The following is a 16022-nucleotide window of genomic DNA, read 5'->3' on the forward strand; positions in this document are numbered from 1 at the left end:
CCCCCGGTATCGCTTTCGATTCACGCATCCTCAGGAGATCTGCATGCGACAAACATCCACCTTCGCCCGACTGCTGTCTGCCGCCTTGATGGCTGGTAGTGCCACTGCGACCTTTGCCGCTGACCAAGCACCGGCGACACCGGCTCCGGCCGAACAGGTTGCTCAGGCGCAAACCGCCGGCGACACGACGATTGCCAGCCAGGCCCAGGCCGTATTGCAGCAGGACAAGGATCTGGCAACGCTGCCGCTGACCGTGAGCAGCAGCGCCGCCGGCGTGGTCGTGCTCAAGGGCGCGGCACCCAGCGCCGACCTGGCCCAGAAGGCCATCAAGCTGGTGCAGGCTGTGCCCGGCGTGAAGGAAGTGCGCAACGAGATCAAGGTCGGCTGACGCCGTTTCCTCGATCTCGAGGCCCTGCGCGCCCCCGCAGGGCCTTTTTTCGTCCGGTCAGGCCTGACTGTTGTTGACGAGGGCCTGCAGCCCCGCCTGGTCGAGGATGCGCAGCTGGCGCTGCCTGACCTCCAGCAGCCCATCCTCGTGAAAGCGCGAGAAGGCGCGGCTGACGGTTTCCAGCTTGAGGCCGAGGTAGCTGCCGATCTCTTCGCGCGTCATGCGCAGCACGAGGCTGGATGCCGAGAAGCCCCGTGCCTGCAGGCGTTGGGTCAGGTTCAGCAGGAAGGCGGCCAGGCGCTCCTCGGCCCGCATGTTGCCGAGCAGCAGCATGACGCCGTGGTCGCGCACGATCTCCCGGCTCATGATCTTGTGAAAGGAATGCTGCAGCACGCTGAATTCGCGTGACAGCTCCTCCAGCTGGGAATAGTGAATGACGCAGACGGACGAGTCCTCCAGCGCGACGGCATCGCAGTGGTGGCGGTCGCTGCTGATGCCGTCCAGGCCGAGCAACTCGCCGGCCATCTGGAAGCCGGTGACCTGGTCGCGGCCATCCTCGCTGCCGACGCGGGTCTTGAAGAAGCCGGTGCGCACGGCGTACAACGCTTCAAAGCTCTCGCCGTTGCGAAACAGATACCCGCCGCGCGGCACGCTGCGTCGCATGGCGACGAGGCCATCGAGGCGGGTCAGGTCGGCGGCCCGCAAGCCCACAGGCAGGCAGAGTTCGCGCAGATTGCAGCTGGCGCAAGCGACCTTGAGCGGCTCGAGGGCGGCGGTGGGGCAGGGAAGACTCATGGGTTGGCATTCTTGGACCGGGCCAGCACTGCGCGCTTGACCTGGATCAAGGCCGACGAGCCGCGGTATCGGCACAGTTGCCGCATGGCTGCTGTGACCGAAAGACCGCTGGACCCCGACCTCCTTGACGCCAATATCAGGCGCCACGACGTGGCCGGCCCGCGCTACACCTCCTACCCGACGGCCGACCGCTTCGTCGAGGCCTACCAGGCACCCCAGCACCTGCAGGCCCTGTCACAGCGCGGCGCGGCCCAGCCGCTGTCGGTCTATGTGCACATCCCGTTCTGTGAGCAGCTCTGCTACTACTGCGCCTGCAACAAGATCATCACCAAGCACCACGAGCGCGCCCAGCCCTACCTGGCCGCGTTGAATCTGGAGATGGACCTGGTGGCCGAGGCCCTGGGCGCTGCATCTGGAGGCATGGCGCCCGTCTCGCAACTGCATCTGGGCGGTGGCTCGCCGACCTTTCTGTCGGACACTGAACTGAGCGTGCTGATGGACGCGTTGCGCCGGCGCTTCAAACTGCTGCCCGGCGCCGAGTTGTCCATCGAGGTGGACCCGCGCACCGTGGACCTGGCGCGCCTGGCGCACCTGCGCCGGCTCGGTTTCAACCGCCTGTCCTTCGGCGTGCAGGACTTTGACCCGGCCGTGCAGAAAGCCGTGCATCGCGTGCAGCCGCTGGAGTCTGTCGCGGCCCTGATGCGCGGGGCGCGCGAGCTGGGTTTCGCCTCCATCAGCGTCGACCTGATCTATGGCCTGCCGCTGCAGACTCCGGTGTCTTTCGCCCGCACCATCGCCCAGGTCGCCGAGCTCCGGCCCGACCGCATCGCGATGTATGCCTATGCCCATCTGCCGCAGCGCTTCAAGCCGCAGCGCCGCATCGTCGCCGAGTTGCTGCCGCCGGCGGGTGACAAACTGGCCATGCTGTCGGGCGCGATCAGTGCGTTGCTGGGCGAGGGCTATGCCTACATTGGCATGGACCATTTCGCGCTGCCTGATGACCCGCTGGCCGTGGCCAAGCGCCAGGGGCTGCTGCACCGCAACTTCCAGGGCTATTCGACGCAGCCCGATTGCGATCTCATCGGCCTGGGCGTGTCGGCCATCAGCCGCGTCGGCGCGACCTATGCGCAGAACGCCAAGACGCTGGCCGAGTACGAGGACGCGCTGAACCAGCGTCAGCTGCCCGTGCAGCGCGGCCTGGCATTGACCCGTGACGACCTGCTGCGCCGCGCCGTCATCATGGCGCTGATGTGCCAAGGCCGGCTGGAGTTCGAGTCCATCGCGGCGTCCTATCTCGTCGACGTCGCCACCTACTTCGCGCCGGAGCTGGAGCGCTTGTCCCGGCTGGCCGACCAGGGGCTGGTCGAGAGGCAACCCGACGCCTTGCAGGTCACGCCGCTGGGCTGGTATTTCGTGCGCGCCGTCGCGTCGGTCTTTGACCGCTACCTGCAGGCCGACGCCAGCCGCGAGCGCTTCTCCAAGATCATCTGATGGATGCGGCCCTGGTCCTGTCCGCCACGCTGATGGGGCTGGCAGGCATGCCGCACTGCGCGGCCATGTGCAGTGCGCCTTGCGCCCTCGCCGCGGGGCACCGGCCCGTGCGGCTGCTGGCCGGCCGACTGTTGGGTTATGCCACGGGTGGGGCCATCGCGGCCGCGTCTGCGCAGGCGCTGGCGCGTGCTTCGCAGAGCGTGACGCTGCTGCAGCCGGCCTGGGCCCTGCTCCAGGCAGCGCTGTTGCTGTTCGGCCTGACGCTGTTGGTGCGTGGCCGCGTGCCGGCGTGGCTGGGCGCCGTGAGCTGGCGCCCACGGCCGCACCAGGCCTTTGCCACCGGCATCGCCTGGGTGGCCATGCCCTGTGGGCTGCTGCATGCGGCGCTGCTGTTGGCCGGGCTGTCAGGCTCGCCCTTGAGCGGCGCCGCGGCAATGGCCGGCTTTGCGCTGGCCAGCACGCCGGGCCTCGTCATCGCGCCGCTGTGGCGGGCGCGGCTGCTCAAGCGGGGCGCGGGTGGTGAGGTGCTGGCGCTGCGCCTGGCCGGGCTCATGCTGGCCGCGGGGGCGGCGTGGGGGCTGGTGCACGGCGTGTGGCAGCAGCTCCTGCTGGCCTGCTGAGCCGCCATAAACTCGCCGGGTTTCGTTTCCTTGTCTCGTCTCTTGCGCGGAGCCCACACGTCATGTCCCAACACATCAAGGTGCCTGAAGGCGGCCAGAAGATCACCGTCAATGCGGACTTCACGCTGAACGTGCCCGATCAGCCCATCATTCCCTTCATCGAAGGCGACGGCACCGGCCTGGACATCACGCCCGTCATGCTCAAGGTGGTGGATGCGGCCGTGGCCAAGGCTTATGGCGGCGCGAAGAAGATCCACTGGATGGAGGTCTACGCCGGCGAGAAGAGCACTCGCGTGTACGGCCCCGATGTGTGGCTGCCTGAAGAGACGCTGCAGGCCGTGAAGGAATACGTGGTCTCCATCAAGGGGCCGCTGACCACGCCCGTCGGCGGTGGCATCCGCTCGCTGAACGTCGCGCTGCGCCAGGAGCTGGACCTGTACGTCTGCCTGCGCCCGGTGCAGTATTTCGACGGTGTGCCCAGCCCGGTGAAGGAGCCGCACAAGGTCGACATGGTCATCTTCCGCGAGAACTCGGAGGACATCTACGCCGGCATCGAATATGAGGCGGAGAGCGACAAGGCAAAGAAGCTCATCAAGTTCCTGCAGGACGAAATGGGCGTCAAGAAGATCCGCTTCCCGAACACCTCGGGCATCGGCATCAAGCCGGTCAGCCGTGAAGGCACCGAGCGCCTGGTGCGCAAGGCCATCCAGTACGCCATCGACAACAACAAGCCCAGCGTCACCATCGTGCACAAGGGCAACATCATGAAGTTCACGGAAGGGGGCTTCCGAGACTGGGCCTATGCGCTGGCGCAGAAGGAGTTCGGCGCCCAGCCCATCGACGGCGGCCCATGGTGCAAGTTCAAGAACCCCAAGACGGGCAAGGACATCACCATCAAGGACAGCATCGCCGACGCCTTCCTGCAGCAGATCATCCTGCGCCCGGCCGAGTACAGCGTCATCGCCACGCTGAACCTGAACGGCGACTACATCTCCGACGCACTGGCCGCGCAGGTCGGCGGCATCGGCATCGCCCCGGGCGCCAACATGAGCGACTCCATCGCGATGTTCGAAGCCACGCACGGCACGGCACCGAAGTACGCCGGCAAGGACTATGTGAACCCCGGCTCCGAGATCCTGTCGGCCGAAATGATGCTGCGCCACATGGGCTGGATAGCCGCCGCCGACCTCATCATCAGCGCGATGGAAAAGGCCGTCCTGAGCAAGAAGGTGACCTACGACTTCGCGCGCCTGATGGACGGCGCGACACAGGTGTCGTGCTCCGGGTTCGGGCAGGTGATGATCGACCAGATGGAGTGACACGGTTTCGCCGCGAACGCCTAGACTTTGGGCATGCCGGACTACATCAACACCTACGTTGACGAAGATCAGCTCCTCATCTACGAGGGGGCCGACTTTGACGAGGTGTATCTGGCTGACCGTTCGGGTGAACGCGGTGCGCAGGTGTGGTGTTGGACCCGTCGTGAGACGGACCTCAACAAGGCCAGCTGGCTGCGGCTGATCGTGGCGGTCGACGACAAGGATTCCGCTGTCACCGTGGAGCGGGTTCGCGGAGCGTTGAAGCCGCATCCTGTGCCGGATCCGTTTCGCACGCCCGCTGCGCACTGACTCGACGCACAAAAGAAAACCCCGGCGCGAAGGCCGGGGTTTGAGGCGACCCGTGGTGCTTCACGTGTCGCCTGTCAGAAGGCTTTGCAGGAGCAAACGCCTGGTATCAGACTGTAGTAAATATTTTTGAAGTTGGGCTGGCTGTTTCATTGCGGAATACCCGCCAGCGTGAAATCGCAACGCCGATGTAAGTAGAACGGGGCACCGATGGCGCCCCGTTTCTTCATACAGCAATCGATCAGCTGGCCAGCGATTGCAGCGCCGCATTGAACGTGGCGCTGGGGCGCATGACCTTGTCCAGCTTGGCAACGTCGGGCAGGAAATAGCCACCGATGTCGGTCGGCTTGCCTTGCACGGCCTTCAGTTCCTCGGCGATCTTGGCCTCGTTGGCAGCCAATGTCTCGGCCAGCGGCTTGAAGCGGGCAGCCAGTTCGGCGTCCTCGGTCTGCTCGGCCAGGGCCTGCGCCCAGTACAGCGTCAGATAGAAGTGGCTGCCGCGGTTGTCGAGTTCGCCGGTCTTGGGGCTGGGGCCCTTGCCGTTGTCCAGCAGCTTGCCGGTGGCGGCATCCAGGGCCTTCGCCAGCACGTTGGCCTTGGCGTTCTTGGTCTTGATGCCCACATCTTCCAGGCTGACCGCCAGGGCCAGGAACTCGCCGAGCGAATCCCAGCGCAGGTGGTTCTCCTCCACCAGCTGCTGCACGTGCTTGGGCGCCGAGCCGCCGGCGCCGGTTTCGTACATGCCGCCGCCGGCCATCAGCGGCACGATGGACAGCATCTTGGCCGAGGTGCCCAGTTCCATGATGGGGAAGAGGTCGGTCAGGTAGTCGCGCAGGATGTTGCCGGTGGCGCTGATGGTGTCTTGGCCGCGAATGACTCGCTCCAGCGTGTAACGCATCGCGCGCACCTGGCTCATGATCTGGATGTCCAGGCCCGAGGTGTTGTGCTCGTGCAGGTACATCTTGACCTTGGTGATGAGCTGCGCCTCGTGGGGGCGGTAGGAATCCAGCCAGAACACCACCGGCATGCCGGAGTTGCGGGCGCGCGTCACGGCCAGCTTGACCCAGTCGCGGATGGCGGCGTCCTTGCACTGGCACATGCGCCAGATGTCGCCCTTCTCGACGTCCTGGCTCATCAGCACCTCGCCGGTGGCGAGGTCGGTGATGTTGGCGACGCCGTCTTCGGGGATCTCGAAGGTCTTGTCGTGCGAGCCGTATTCCTCGGCCTGCTGGGCCATCAGGCCGACGTTGGGCACCGTCCCCATGGTGCGTGGGTCGAAGGCGCCATGCCATTTGCAGAAGTTGATGATCTCCTGGTAGATGCGGGCAAAGGTAGACTCCGGCATCACGGCCTTGACGTCCTTCAGGCGGCCATCCGCGCCGTACATCTTGCCGCCACTGCGGATCATGGCCGGCATGGAGGCGTCGACGATGACGTCGTTGGGCGAGTGGAAGTTGGTGATGCCCTTGGCCGAGTCCACCATGGCCAGCTCGGGGCGGTGTTCGTGGCAGGCGTGCAGGTCGCGCTTGATTTCGTCCTGCTTGCTCTGCGGCAGGCTGGCGATCTTGGTGTACAGATCCACCATGCCGTTGTTGACGTTGATGCCCAGCTCGTCGAACAGCTTGGCGTGCTTCTCGAAGGCCTCGCGGTAGAAGATGCGCACGCAGTGGCCGAACACGATGGGGTGGGACACCTTCATCATGGTGGCCTTGACGTGCAGCGAGAACATCACGCCGGTCTTGCGCGCGTCCTCGATCTCCTTTTCATAGAAGGCCAGCAGGGCCTTCTTGCTCATGTACATGGAGTCGACGACCTCGCGGTCCAGCAGCGACACCTTGGCCTTGAGCACGATGGCCTTGCCGCTCTTGGTGATGAGCTCCATCTTGACGTCCCGGGCGCGGTCCAGCGTCATGGACTTTTCGCCGTGATAGAAGTCGCCGTCATGCATGTGCGACACGTGCGAGCGCGAGGCCTGGCTCCAGTCGTCCATGCGGTGCGGGTTCTTGCGGGCGTATTCCTTCACGGCCTTGGGCGCGCGGCGGTCGGAATTGCCTTCGCGCAGCACTGGGTTCACGGCCGAGCCGATGCACTTGTTGTAACGGGCGCGGATGTCCTTCTGCTCATCCGTCTCGGGCTTCTCGGGATAGTCGGGGATCTTGTAGCCCTTGTCCTGCAGCTCCTTGATGGCGGCCTTCAACTGCGACACGGAGGCGCTGATATTGGGCAACTTGATGATGTTGGCTTCCGACTTCAGCGTCAGCTTGCCCAGGGCGGCCAGGTTGTCGGGCACGCGCTGCTCTTCGGTCAGCAATTCGGGAAACTGGCCCAGGATGCGACTGGCCACCGAGATGTCGCTGCTGATGACGTCGATTCCGGCCGACGCCGCGAAGGCCTTGACGACCGGCAGCAGCGAGGCAGTGGCTAGGCGGGGGGCTTCGTCGGTCAACGTGTAAACAATCTGGGTCTTTTCGGCGGTCATGAGCGTGTTCCGGTAGATGGCAATCCGTGCTGCGCACAGCGCCAGGCGGCGGCGCGCAACACGTAACTCTAGCAAGCCGGGCGCGCCTGCTGCGCGGGCACCGCGGCGCCAATGCAAAAGCCCCGTGGCGTCAGGCCACGGGGCTTTTGATTTGTGAGCTCAGCTCAGGACGCCAGTTGCGGTTGTTGCTGCTGCTCGGCGGCGCGTGCAGCGGCTTCCATCGGCGTGATGTTCTGGGCGAGCTGGCCCTTGGGGCCCTGCACCAGGTCGAACTGCACCTGGCTGCCCTGCTTCAGCGTCCGGAAACCTTCCATCTGGATCGCTGAAAAATGGGCGAAGACGTCATCGCCGCCGGCTTCCGGCTCGATGAATCCGAAGCCCTTGGCATCGTTGAACCACTTGACTTTGCCCAGTGCCATCATCTTGTCTCCATTCTTTGTGGCACCTCCTGGGGAGGCGGAGGCAGATTCTGGTAGCGCAATAAAAAGCGTCAATTCGGGACCTTCCCGGCCGGGTTCACCCTCAGAACCCTCAGCCTCTCGCTTGCAATTTCCGGGAGCGTCGCCAACTGCCCGCGGTCGGCGAGGGGAAGCCCCCGTCGATAGAATCCCGACATGCCTGTGCTCCCCGTCTTTTCACCGCGAAACCAGTCGCCCCCGCCCCCGCCCGTGCCTCCTTTGAAGCCGGGCAAGGACGAAGGCGACGGCGCGGTCGTCGTTGAGCGCCAGACGCAGAAAACCGAGCCCCCGCGGCTCTACCAGGTCCTGCTGCTGAACGACGATTTCACGCCAATGGAGTTTGTTGTCATGGTTCTGCAGGAATTTTTCCGGCATGACCTCGATACGGCGACGCAGATCATGCTCAAAATCCACCACGAGGGTCGCGGGGTCTGCGGTGTGTTCACCAAGGACGTCGCCGCGACCAAGGTGGAGCTGGTTCTGGCCGCCTCACGGCGTGCCGGCCACCCCCTGCAGTGCATTATGGAGGCCGCATGATTGCGCAAGAGCTTGAAGTCAGTTTGCACATGGCGTTTGTCGAAGCACGCCAGCAGCGGCATGAATTCATCACCGTCGAGCATTTGCTGCTCGCTTTGCTCGACAACCCCAGCGCCGCGGAGGTGCTGCGCGCCTGTGCGGCCAACCTCGACGACCTGCGCAAGAGCCTGACGCAGTTCATCAAGGAAAACACGCCCATGGTGGGCGGCAGCGACGAGGTGGACACCCAGCCCACGCTCGGCTTCCAGCGTGTCATCCAGCGCGCCATCATGCATGTGCAGAGCACCGGCAGCGGCAAGAAGGAAGTGACCGGCGCCAACGTGCTGGTGGCCATCTTCGGCGAGAAGGACTCGCACGCCGTCTACTACCTGCATCAGCAGGGTGTCACGCGCCTGGACGTCGTCAACTTCATCGCCCACGGCATCAAGAAGACCGACCCCGAGCCGCCCAAGAACCCCGAGGGCCAGGCTCCCGGCGGGCAGGAAGGCGAGCGCGAGGAAGGCGAGGGCGGCAGCGCCAAGGCCTCGCCTCTGGAGCAGTTCACGCAGAACCTGAACCAGCTGGCCAAGGACGGCAAGATCGACCCGCTGATCGGCCGCGAGTCCGAGGTCGAACGCGTCGTGCAGGTGCTGTGCCGCCGGCGCAAGAACAACCCGCTGCTGGTGGGCGAGGCGGGCGTGGGCAAGACGGCCATCGCTGAAGGCCTGGCCTGGCGTATCACCGAAGGCGAAGTCCCTGAGGTCCTCGCCGACGCCGTCGTCTACTCGCTGGACATGGGTGCGCTGCTCGCGGGTACCAAGTACCGTGGCGACTTCGAGCAACGCTTGAAGGCGGTGCTGAAGTCGCTGAAGGACCAACCCAGCGCCATCCTCTTCATCGACGAGATCCACACGCTGATCGGCGCCGGTGCGGCCTCGGGCGGCACGCTGGACGCGAGCAACCTGCTCAAGCCGGCGCTGTCCAGCGGCGCGATGAAGTGCATCGGCGCGACGACCTTCACCGAATACCGCGGTATCTTCGAGAAGGATGCGGCGCTGTCGAGGCGCTTCCAAAAGATCGACGTGGCCGAGCCTTCTGTCGAGCAGACCATCGAGATCCTGAAGGGGCTCAAGAGCCGCTTCGAGGAGCACCACTCGGTCAAGTACGCCCTGGGCGCGCTGCAGGCCGCGGCCGAACTGTCGGCCAAGTACATCAACGACCGCCACCTGCCCGACAAGGCCATCGACGTCATCGACGAGGCCGGTGCTGCCCAGCGCATCCTGCCCAAGAGCAAGCAGAAGAAGACCATCACGCGCGTGGAAGTCGAGGACATCGTCGCCAAGATCGCGCGCATTCCGCCCGCGTCAGTCAACAGCGACGATCGCAGCAAGCTCAAGACCCTGGACCGTGACCTGAAGAGCGTCGTCTTCGGCCAGGATCCTGCCGTGGATGCGCTTGCGGCCGCCATCAAGATGGCGCGTTCGGGCCTGGGCCGGCCCGAGAAGCCGGTGGGCTCCTTCCTGTTCAGCGGCCCCACGGGTGTCGGCAAGACGGAAGTGGCCAAGCAGCTTGCCTACATCCTTGGCATCGAGCTGATCCGCTTCGACATGTCTGAGTACATGGAGCGCCACGCCGTCAGCCGCCTGATCGGCGCGCCCCCGGGGTACGTCGGCTTCGACCAGGGCGGCCTGCTGACCGAGGCCGTCACCAAGAAGCCGCACGCGGTGTTGCTGCTCGACGAGATCGAGAAGGCGCACCCGGACGTCTTCAACGTGCTGCTGCAGGTCATGGACCATGGCACGCTGACCGACAACAACGGGCGCAAGGCCGACTTCCGCAACGTCATCATCATCATGACGACGAACGCGGGCGCCGAGGCGCTGAACAAGGCGACGATCGGCTTCACCAACTCGCGCCAGCAGGGCGACGAGATGGCCGACATCAAGCGCCTGTTCACGCCGGAATTCCGCAACCGCCTGGACGCCATCGTGTCCTTCCGGCCGCTGGACGAGGAGATCATCCTGCGCGTGGTCGACAAATTCCTGCTGCAACTGGAAAGCCAGCTGCAGGAGAAGAAGGTCGAGGTCAGCTTCTCCGACGCGCTGCGCAAGCATCTCGCCAAGAAGGGGTTCGATCCGCTGATGGGCGCACGGCCGATGCAGCGCCTCATCCAGGACACCATCCGCCGCGCGCTGGCCGACGAGCTTCTGTTCGGCAAGCTGGTCGATGGCGGCCGCCTTGGCGTGGACGTGGACGACAAGGGCGAGACGGTGCTGGACATCCAGCCGACGCCGCCCAAGCCCAGCAAGGACGGCAAGCCCAAGGCTGAGCCGGCGACGGCTTGAGCTTCAGTGCTCAGACGGAAAGGGACGCTGCGGCGTCCCTTTTTACTTTCAACCTGCCAGGTCCTGCTTGAAGAAGCCGGCCAGCAGTTCGTACATCGCCGGCTCCTCGGCGCGCATGGCGGCCGGGGCGACGAAGAAGGCCTCGACGGCGACGGCGAAGAACTCTTCGACGGCCTCGCCGCCATAAGGGTCGATCAAGGTCTCTTCGCCTGCGTCGATGCGGGCGCAGAACTTCTCCCACTCGGCGTCGATGACGGCGATCCAGCGCTCGCGTTCGTCGGCGTCCAGCGGGGGCACGCCGTCAGCCAGCCCATCTCGCATGTCGATGACATGAGCGAATTCATGGATGACGACGTTGAAGACCGCGTCCGCGCCGAACTCGGCCGGGTCGTCGCTGACGGCGATGGCATTCCAGGTCAGCATCAGCGGGCCGCCTTCCATGGCTTCGCCGGCCAGCTCCTCGTCGTACTCGTGGACGACACCGTCCTCGTCCTCGAAGCGCCGCTGCGCCACGACTTCGCCCTCGTGCATGACGATGCCGACGAAACCGTCATACCAGGACAGGCCCAGCCGCAGCACGGGCAGGCAGGCCTGAGCCGCGACGGCGACGGCGACTTCGTCGGTCACCTCGAAGCCGCCGACGCCGTGGAACTCCTTGGTCGACAGGAAGAGGCTGGACAGCCGCCGCAGCTCGGCGCGGTCGTCCTCGCTGCGCTGAGCCAGGAAGGGGTATCGCAGCAGGGTCAGCTGCCATAGCGCATCTGGAATCGCGTGGCGTTCGACGGCGCGTTGCTCACGCCAGTTGCGCAAGGCTTTCAGGATCACAGGGAGAGGCGTTGCAGGCCGGCTGCGGACAGGCGGATGACGTCGCCGCGCGGTGGGGTGCTATCGAGGTCCCAGTCCGACAGCACGATGCGCCGCAGCCCATCGCCCAGGTCATGCTCGGCCGGGCGGTGCGTGTGGCCATGGATCATGGTCGTTGCGCCGGCTTCCTTCAGCAGTGCACGGCAGGCCTCGGCGTCGAGGTCGGTGGCCATCAGCTGCGCCGCCTGCGCTGCGCGGCTGCCTTCGCGCATCTGCCGCGCCAGCGCCTGGCGGGCTTGGAGCGGCTGCGCCAGCACCTGGGCCTGCCATTCGGGCGAGCGCACCTGGCGGCGGAAGGCCTGGTAGGCGGTGTCCGCAAGGCATTGCTCATCGCCATGCACCAGCAGCCAGCGCTGGCCAAAGGCATCGAGCACGGTGGGGTCGGGCAGGGCGGTCATGCCGGTGTGGGCCAGCAACTTTGCGCCGACAAGGAAGTCGCGGTTGCCGTGCATGAAGAAGAGGTCGAGGCGCCGCGACGCATCGCGCAGCAGGCGCACGACGCCGGCCTCGAAGGGCTCGTGGCGCGCGTCGTCGCCGACCCAGACCTCGAAGATGTCGCCGAGCAGCAGCACCGTTTGCGCGGGCGTCTGGGCGAGGTGCTGCTCGAGCCGGGCCAGCGTGCCCGGCGTATCCGGCCCGAGGTGCAGGTCTGACAGCAGATCGATCTGCTGCCACTGCGCCGGGGCCGTCAGTGTGTGAATCAAACCTCGACGGCCTTCTCGATGATGACGTCCTCGACGGGCACGTCACCATGGCCGCCGCGGCCCGCGGTCTTGACCTTCTCGATCTTGTCGACGACGTCCTTGCCCTCGACGACCTTGCCGAAGACGGCATAGCCCCAGCCCGACGGGCTTTCGGACTTGAAGTCCAGGAAGCCGTTGTTGGTCGTGTTGATGAAGAACTGCGCCGTGGCCGAGTGCGGCGCGTTGGTGCGCGCCATGGCCAGCGTGTAGTGGGCGTTCTTCAGGCCGTTGTTGGCCTCGTTCTGGATGGGCGCCTCTGTGGGCTTCTGATTCATGCCGACTTCGAAACCGCCGCCCTGGACCATGAAGCCCTTGATGACGCGGTGGAACACCGTGCCGTCGTAGTGGCCCTTGCGGACGTAGTTCAGGAAGTTGGCGACCGACAGCGGAGCCTTCTCGGCATCCAGTTCGATGAGGATGTCGCCGTGGTTGGTGGTGAGTTTGACTTGGCTCATTTTTTGACGGGCTCGACGAGAGCCTTGGTGATGAAGATGGGCTTGACCGGGAAATGCTGGTGCATGCCGTGCGGCGCGACCTCGACGGCGCGGATCTTGTCGACGACGTCCATGCCCTCGATGACCTGGCCGAAGACGGCATAGCCCGACGCCGGATTGTCCGGCTCACCGTCGAGCATGGGGTTGTCCACCACGTTGACGAAGAACTGCGAAGTTGCCGAGTTCGGGTCGTTGGTGCGCGCCATGGCGATGCTGCCGCGCACATTGGTCAGGCCGTTGTGCGACTCCAGCGGGATGGGCGGCTTGGTTGGCTTCTGGTTCAGCTTGGCGTCGTAACCGCCACCCTGGATCATGAAGGTCGCAATGACGCGGTGGAAGACCGTGCCGTTGTAGTGGCCGGCCTTTACATATTGCAGGAAGTTGGCGACAGACTTGGGCGCCTTCTGGGCGTTCAGTTCGATGCGGATGTCGCCTTCGGTGGTCTGCAGCTTGACGGTCTGGGCCTCGGCGCCCAGCGTGGCCAGCAGGCCGGCGAAAAGGAGGGGAAGGATTTTGGTCATGGGAGGCGAGTCGTTAGCGGGTGCGCAATTCGCGGGTCAGGGCCAGCGTGCGGCTGATCTTGCCGGCCAGCGTGTCGCTGGGCATCAGGGCCGACTTCTGGGCACGCTGGTAGGCGCGCAGAGCCAGGCGTACCAGCACGTCGCCAAGATTTTCCTGGGCCTGCGCGTGGTCGGGATTCAGGCGCAGGGCCTGCTCCAGTGCGGCCTTGGCATCATCGAGTTCGCCAGCGGCCGCGTGCAACACGGCGAGGTTGTTGTAGGGGTCGGCCAGGTCGGGAAAATCCTGCGTGAGGCGCGTGAAGATGGCCGTCGCCTTCGCTGGCTCGCCCAGTTCCATGCGCATGACGCCCAGAGCGAAGCGCAGTTGCAGATCATCAGGCTGACGCGTCAGCGCCTGCTCGACCTGCTCGACGGCCTGGCTCTTCTGGCCGGCCAGCCAAAGCCGCTGGGCGCTGGCAAGGTCGTCGGCGCGGACCGGCGTGGTTGCCAGCGCCAGGATCAGCAGGCAGGGCAACGCGAGGGTGGGGAAGGGCAGGCGCATGAGGGTTGTAGCGGGGGGCGGCTTCAGGGTCGGCCGCTATACTGAAATCATTCTATGAGCCCCGCCTGGGCGGACCCGGTGCGGGGCTTCTTGTTGGTGGCTGCTGCCTTCGCTTCTCCATGTCCCTGCGCGTTCACAACTCCCTCAGCCGCACTCTCGAAGACTTCCAACCGCTCGTGCCTGGCCAAGTGCGCATGTACGTCTGCGGCATCACGGTCTACGACCTGTGCCACATGGGACATCTGCGCATGAACATGGCGTTCGACGTCATCTACCGCTGGCTGCGCGCCAGTGGCTATGGCGTCACCTATGTGCGCAACATCACCGACATCGACGACAAAATCATCAAGCGTGCCGTCGAGCGCGGCATCACCATCCGTCAGCTCACTGAAGAGATGAGCTCGGCGATGCACGAGGACTTTGCCGCCGTCGGCCTGCTGCGCCCCGATCACGAGCCGCGTGCGACCGAGTATGTGCCGCAGATGTTGTCGCTGATCGAGCGCCTGGAAGAGCGTGGCTTGGCCTATCGCGCTGAAGGTGGCGACGTGAACTACGCAGTGCGCAAATTCGACGGCTACGGTAAGTTGAGCGGCAAGAGCATCGACGACCTGCGCGCGGGCGAGCGGGTGGCCGTAGACGACGGCAAGCTGGACCCGTTGGACTTCGTTCTCTGGAAGGCCGCCAAGGCGGAGGAGCCCGCCGACGCCAAGTGGGCCGCGCCTTTCGGTGAGGGTCGCCCGGGCTGGCACATCGAATGCTCGGCCATGAGTTGCGCCCTGCTCGGCGAAAGCTTTGACATCCACGGCGGTGGCACTGACCTGCAGTTCCCCCATCACGAGAACGAGATCGCGCAAAGCGAGGGTGCAGGCTACCCCTTTGCCCGCTACTGGCTGCACAACGGCTTTCTGAACGTCGATGGCGAAAAGATGTCCAAGAGTCTGGGCAACTTCTTCACCATCCGCGACGTGCTGCAGAAGTTCGACGGCGAGACGCTGCGCTTCTTCATGCTGCGCACCCACTATCGCCGGCCGTTCAACTTCAGCGATACCCACCTGGAAGACGCGCGGGCAGCGCTGACGCGGCTGTACACGGCGCTGGACGCCGTGCCGCCCGCCGACATCGCCATCGACTGGGCCGAGCCCAGCGCCGCTGCCTTCAAGACGGCGATGGACGAGGACTTCGGCACGCCCGGGGCCATCGCCGTGTTGTTCGACCTGGTCAACGAAGTCAACCGTGATCGCTCAGCGCAGCGTGCCGGCTTGCTGAAGGCGTTGGCCGGCGTGCTGGGCATCCTGCAGCAGGAGCCGCGCGCCTATCTGCAGGGCGGCTCGGGCGTTGATGACGCTGCCTGGGTCGAGGAGCGCATCGCGGCCCGCGCTGCCGCCAAGGCCGCCAAGGACTTTGCGGGTGCCGACGCGATCCGCGCCGAGCTGTCCGCCAAGGGCATCATGCTGAAGGACGGTGCCGACGGCACGACCTGGGTGAAGAGCTGATGCCACCGGAAGTGATCCCGGCCTACTGGGACGAGGCCTGCAGACACCTGGTCAAGCGCGACCGGGTCATGAAAAAGCTCATCCCGCAGTTCGGCGAGGCCCGCCTGCAGAGCCGCGGCGACGCCTTCGCCACGTTGGCGCGCTCGATCGTCGGCCAGCAGATTTCCGTCAAGGCGGCCCAGTCGGTCTGGAATCGCTGGATGGCGCTGATGACAAAATTCCAGCCGGCCGCCGTGCTGGGCCTGGGTGTGGACGAGCAGCGCGCCGCCGGCCTGTCCGCCCGCAAGGTCGAATACCTGCGCGACCTGGCGGAACATTTCGACACTGGCCAGGTTCATGTGCGCCAATGGGCGCAGATGGACGATGAAGCCATCATCGAGGAGCTGGTCGCCATTCGGGGCATCGGCCGCTGGACGGCCGAGATGTTCTTGATTTTTCACTTGATGCGCCCCAATGTGATGCCCCTGGATGACATCGGCCTGCTGAAGGGCATCAGCCAGAACTACTTTTCCGGTGAGCCCGTCTCGCGCGCCGAGGCGCGCGAAGTCGGCGACGCCTGGGCGCCCTACCGTTCGGTAGCGGTTTGGTACATTTGGCGCAGCCTCGACCCGCTGCCTGTGGACTATTGAGGTCATTGTTCAACCACCCG

17 protein-coding genes are annotated in these 16022 nt (G+C 65.3%); 9 read left to right on the plus strand and 8 right to left on the minus strand.

All coding sequences use genetic code 11. The features are described 5' to 3' along the window. The first annotated feature begins 43 nt into the window (after positions 1–43). Positions 44–388 carry a BON domain-containing protein gene (locus ASC95_RS03975; RefSeq protein WP_082567462.1) on the plus strand — a complete coding sequence of 115 codons (345 nt, stop codon included), beginning with the start codon at positions 44–46 and terminating at the stop codon, positions 386–388. 57 nt (positions 389–445) lie between these two features. On the opposite strand, the gene ASC95_RS03980 is transcribed toward ASC95_RS03975, so the two are convergent. Beyond that, positions 446–1183, minus strand: a complete 738-nt coding sequence (locus tag ASC95_RS03980) for a helix-turn-helix domain-containing protein (protein ID WP_057296447.1) — start codon at positions 1181–1183, stop codon at positions 446–448. A gap of 84 nt (positions 1184–1267) precedes the next feature. Here ASC95_RS03980 and hemN point away from each other — a divergent pair, with 84 nt between their 5' ends. The 4 genes from hemN to ASC95_RS04000 all read left to right on the plus strand — a co-directional run bounded on the left by hemN (position 1268) and on the right by ASC95_RS04000 (position 4922). Beyond that, positions 1268–2674 (plus strand): oxygen-independent coproporphyrinogen III oxidase, encoded by a 1407-nt coding sequence (gene hemN, locus ASC95_RS03985; protein ID WP_057297040.1) that lies wholly within the window; start codon positions 1268–1270, stop codon positions 2672–2674. Further along, positions 2674–3294: a sulfite exporter TauE/SafE family protein gene (locus ASC95_RS03990; protein WP_057296448.1), complete on the plus strand. Its 621-nt coding sequence runs from the start codon at positions 2674–2676 to the stop codon at positions 3292–3294. Before hemN ends, ASC95_RS03990 begins: the two co-directional genes overlap by 1 nt. Before the next feature lie 62 nt (positions 3295–3356). Further along, entirely contained in the window at positions 3357–4613 is a 1257-nt protein-coding gene (icd, locus tag ASC95_RS03995; RefSeq protein WP_057296449.1) for an NADP-dependent isocitrate dehydrogenase, read from the plus strand. 33 nt (positions 4614–4646) lie between these two features. Continuing rightward, entirely contained in the window at positions 4647–4922 is a 276-nt protein-coding gene (locus ASC95_RS04000) for a hypothetical protein (protein WP_057296450.1), read from the plus strand. A 238-nt stretch (positions 4923–5160) separates the two neighbouring features. Here the strand turns inward: ASC95_RS04000 and ASC95_RS04005 are convergent, their stop codons facing one another. Together ASC95_RS04005 and ASC95_RS04010 are read right to left on the minus strand one after the other, a co-directional pair. Next, a complete protein-coding gene (locus ASC95_RS04005) occupies positions 5161–7398 on the minus strand; it encodes an NADP-dependent isocitrate dehydrogenase (RefSeq protein ID WP_057296451.1) in 2238 nt (745 codons plus the stop codon). Positions 7399–7562: 164 nt separating this feature from the next. Next, positions 7563–7817 (minus strand): cold shock domain-containing protein, encoded by a 255-nt coding sequence (locus ASC95_RS04010; RefSeq protein ID WP_056199553.1) that lies wholly within the window; start codon positions 7815–7817, stop codon positions 7563–7565. A 195-nt stretch (positions 7818–8012) separates the two neighbouring features. On the opposite strand from ASC95_RS04010, the gene clpS reads away from it, so the two are divergent. Continuing rightward, entirely contained in the window at positions 8013–8393 is a 381-nt protein-coding gene (gene clpS, locus ASC95_RS04015; protein ID WP_082567463.1) for an ATP-dependent Clp protease adapter ClpS, read from the plus strand. After that, complete coding sequence (gene clpA / locus ASC95_RS04020) at positions 8390–10717, plus strand: ATP-dependent Clp protease ATP-binding subunit ClpA (protein ID WP_057296452.1); 2328 nt, start codon at positions 8390–8392, stop codon at positions 10715–10717. Before clpS ends, clpA begins: the two co-directional genes overlap by 4 nt. Before the next feature lie 48 nt (positions 10718–10765). Here the strand turns inward: clpA and ASC95_RS04025 are convergent, their stop codons facing one another. From ASC95_RS04025 to ASC95_RS04045, 5 genes are read right to left on the minus strand one after another with little or no spacing between them, the layout of a single operon-like run. Continuing rightward, positions 10766–11539, minus strand: coding sequence for a zinc-dependent peptidase (locus tag ASC95_RS04025; RefSeq protein WP_369820588.1), 774 nt, complete (start codon positions 11537–11539; stop codon positions 10766–10768). Continuing rightward, positions 11539–12285 (minus strand): UDP-2,3-diacylglucosamine diphosphatase, encoded by a 747-nt coding sequence (locus ASC95_RS04030; RefSeq protein WP_057296454.1) that lies wholly within the window; start codon positions 12283–12285, stop codon positions 11539–11541. Before ASC95_RS04030 ends, ASC95_RS04025 begins: the two co-directional genes overlap by 1 nt. Beyond that, a complete protein-coding gene (locus ASC95_RS04035; protein WP_057296455.1) occupies positions 12282–12779 on the minus strand; it encodes a peptidylprolyl isomerase in 498 nt (165 codons plus the stop codon). The genes ASC95_RS04030 and ASC95_RS04035 overlap by 4 nt, the downstream gene beginning before the upstream one ends. Continuing rightward, positions 12776–13339: a peptidylprolyl isomerase gene (locus ASC95_RS04040; protein ID WP_057296456.1), complete on the minus strand. Its 564-nt coding sequence runs from the start codon at positions 13337–13339 to the stop codon at positions 12776–12778. The genes ASC95_RS04035 and ASC95_RS04040 overlap by 4 nt, the downstream gene beginning before the upstream one ends. 13 nt (positions 13340–13352) lie before the next feature. After that, positions 13353–13880 (minus strand): tetratricopeptide repeat protein, encoded by a 528-nt coding sequence (locus tag ASC95_RS04045; RefSeq protein ID WP_057296457.1) that lies wholly within the window; start codon positions 13878–13880, stop codon positions 13353–13355. A gap of 119 nt (positions 13881–13999) precedes the next feature. Between ASC95_RS04045 and cysS the strand changes: the two genes are divergently transcribed. Then, positions 14000–15373: a cysteine--tRNA ligase gene (gene cysS, locus ASC95_RS04050; RefSeq protein ID WP_057296458.1), complete on the plus strand. Its 1374-nt coding sequence runs from the start codon at positions 14000–14002 to the stop codon at positions 15371–15373. Beyond that, positions 15373–16002, plus strand: coding sequence for a DNA-3-methyladenine glycosylase (locus tag ASC95_RS04055; RefSeq protein ID WP_057296459.1), 630 nt, complete (start codon positions 15373–15375; stop codon positions 16000–16002). The genes cysS and ASC95_RS04055 overlap by 1 nt, the downstream gene beginning before the upstream one ends. Positions 16003–16022: the final 20 nt, after the last annotated feature.

This window comes from Pelomonas sp. Root1217 (assembly GCF_001425705.1).
Taxonomy (GTDB): Bacteria; Pseudomonadota; Gammaproteobacteria; order Burkholderiales; family Burkholderiaceae_C; genus Pelomonas.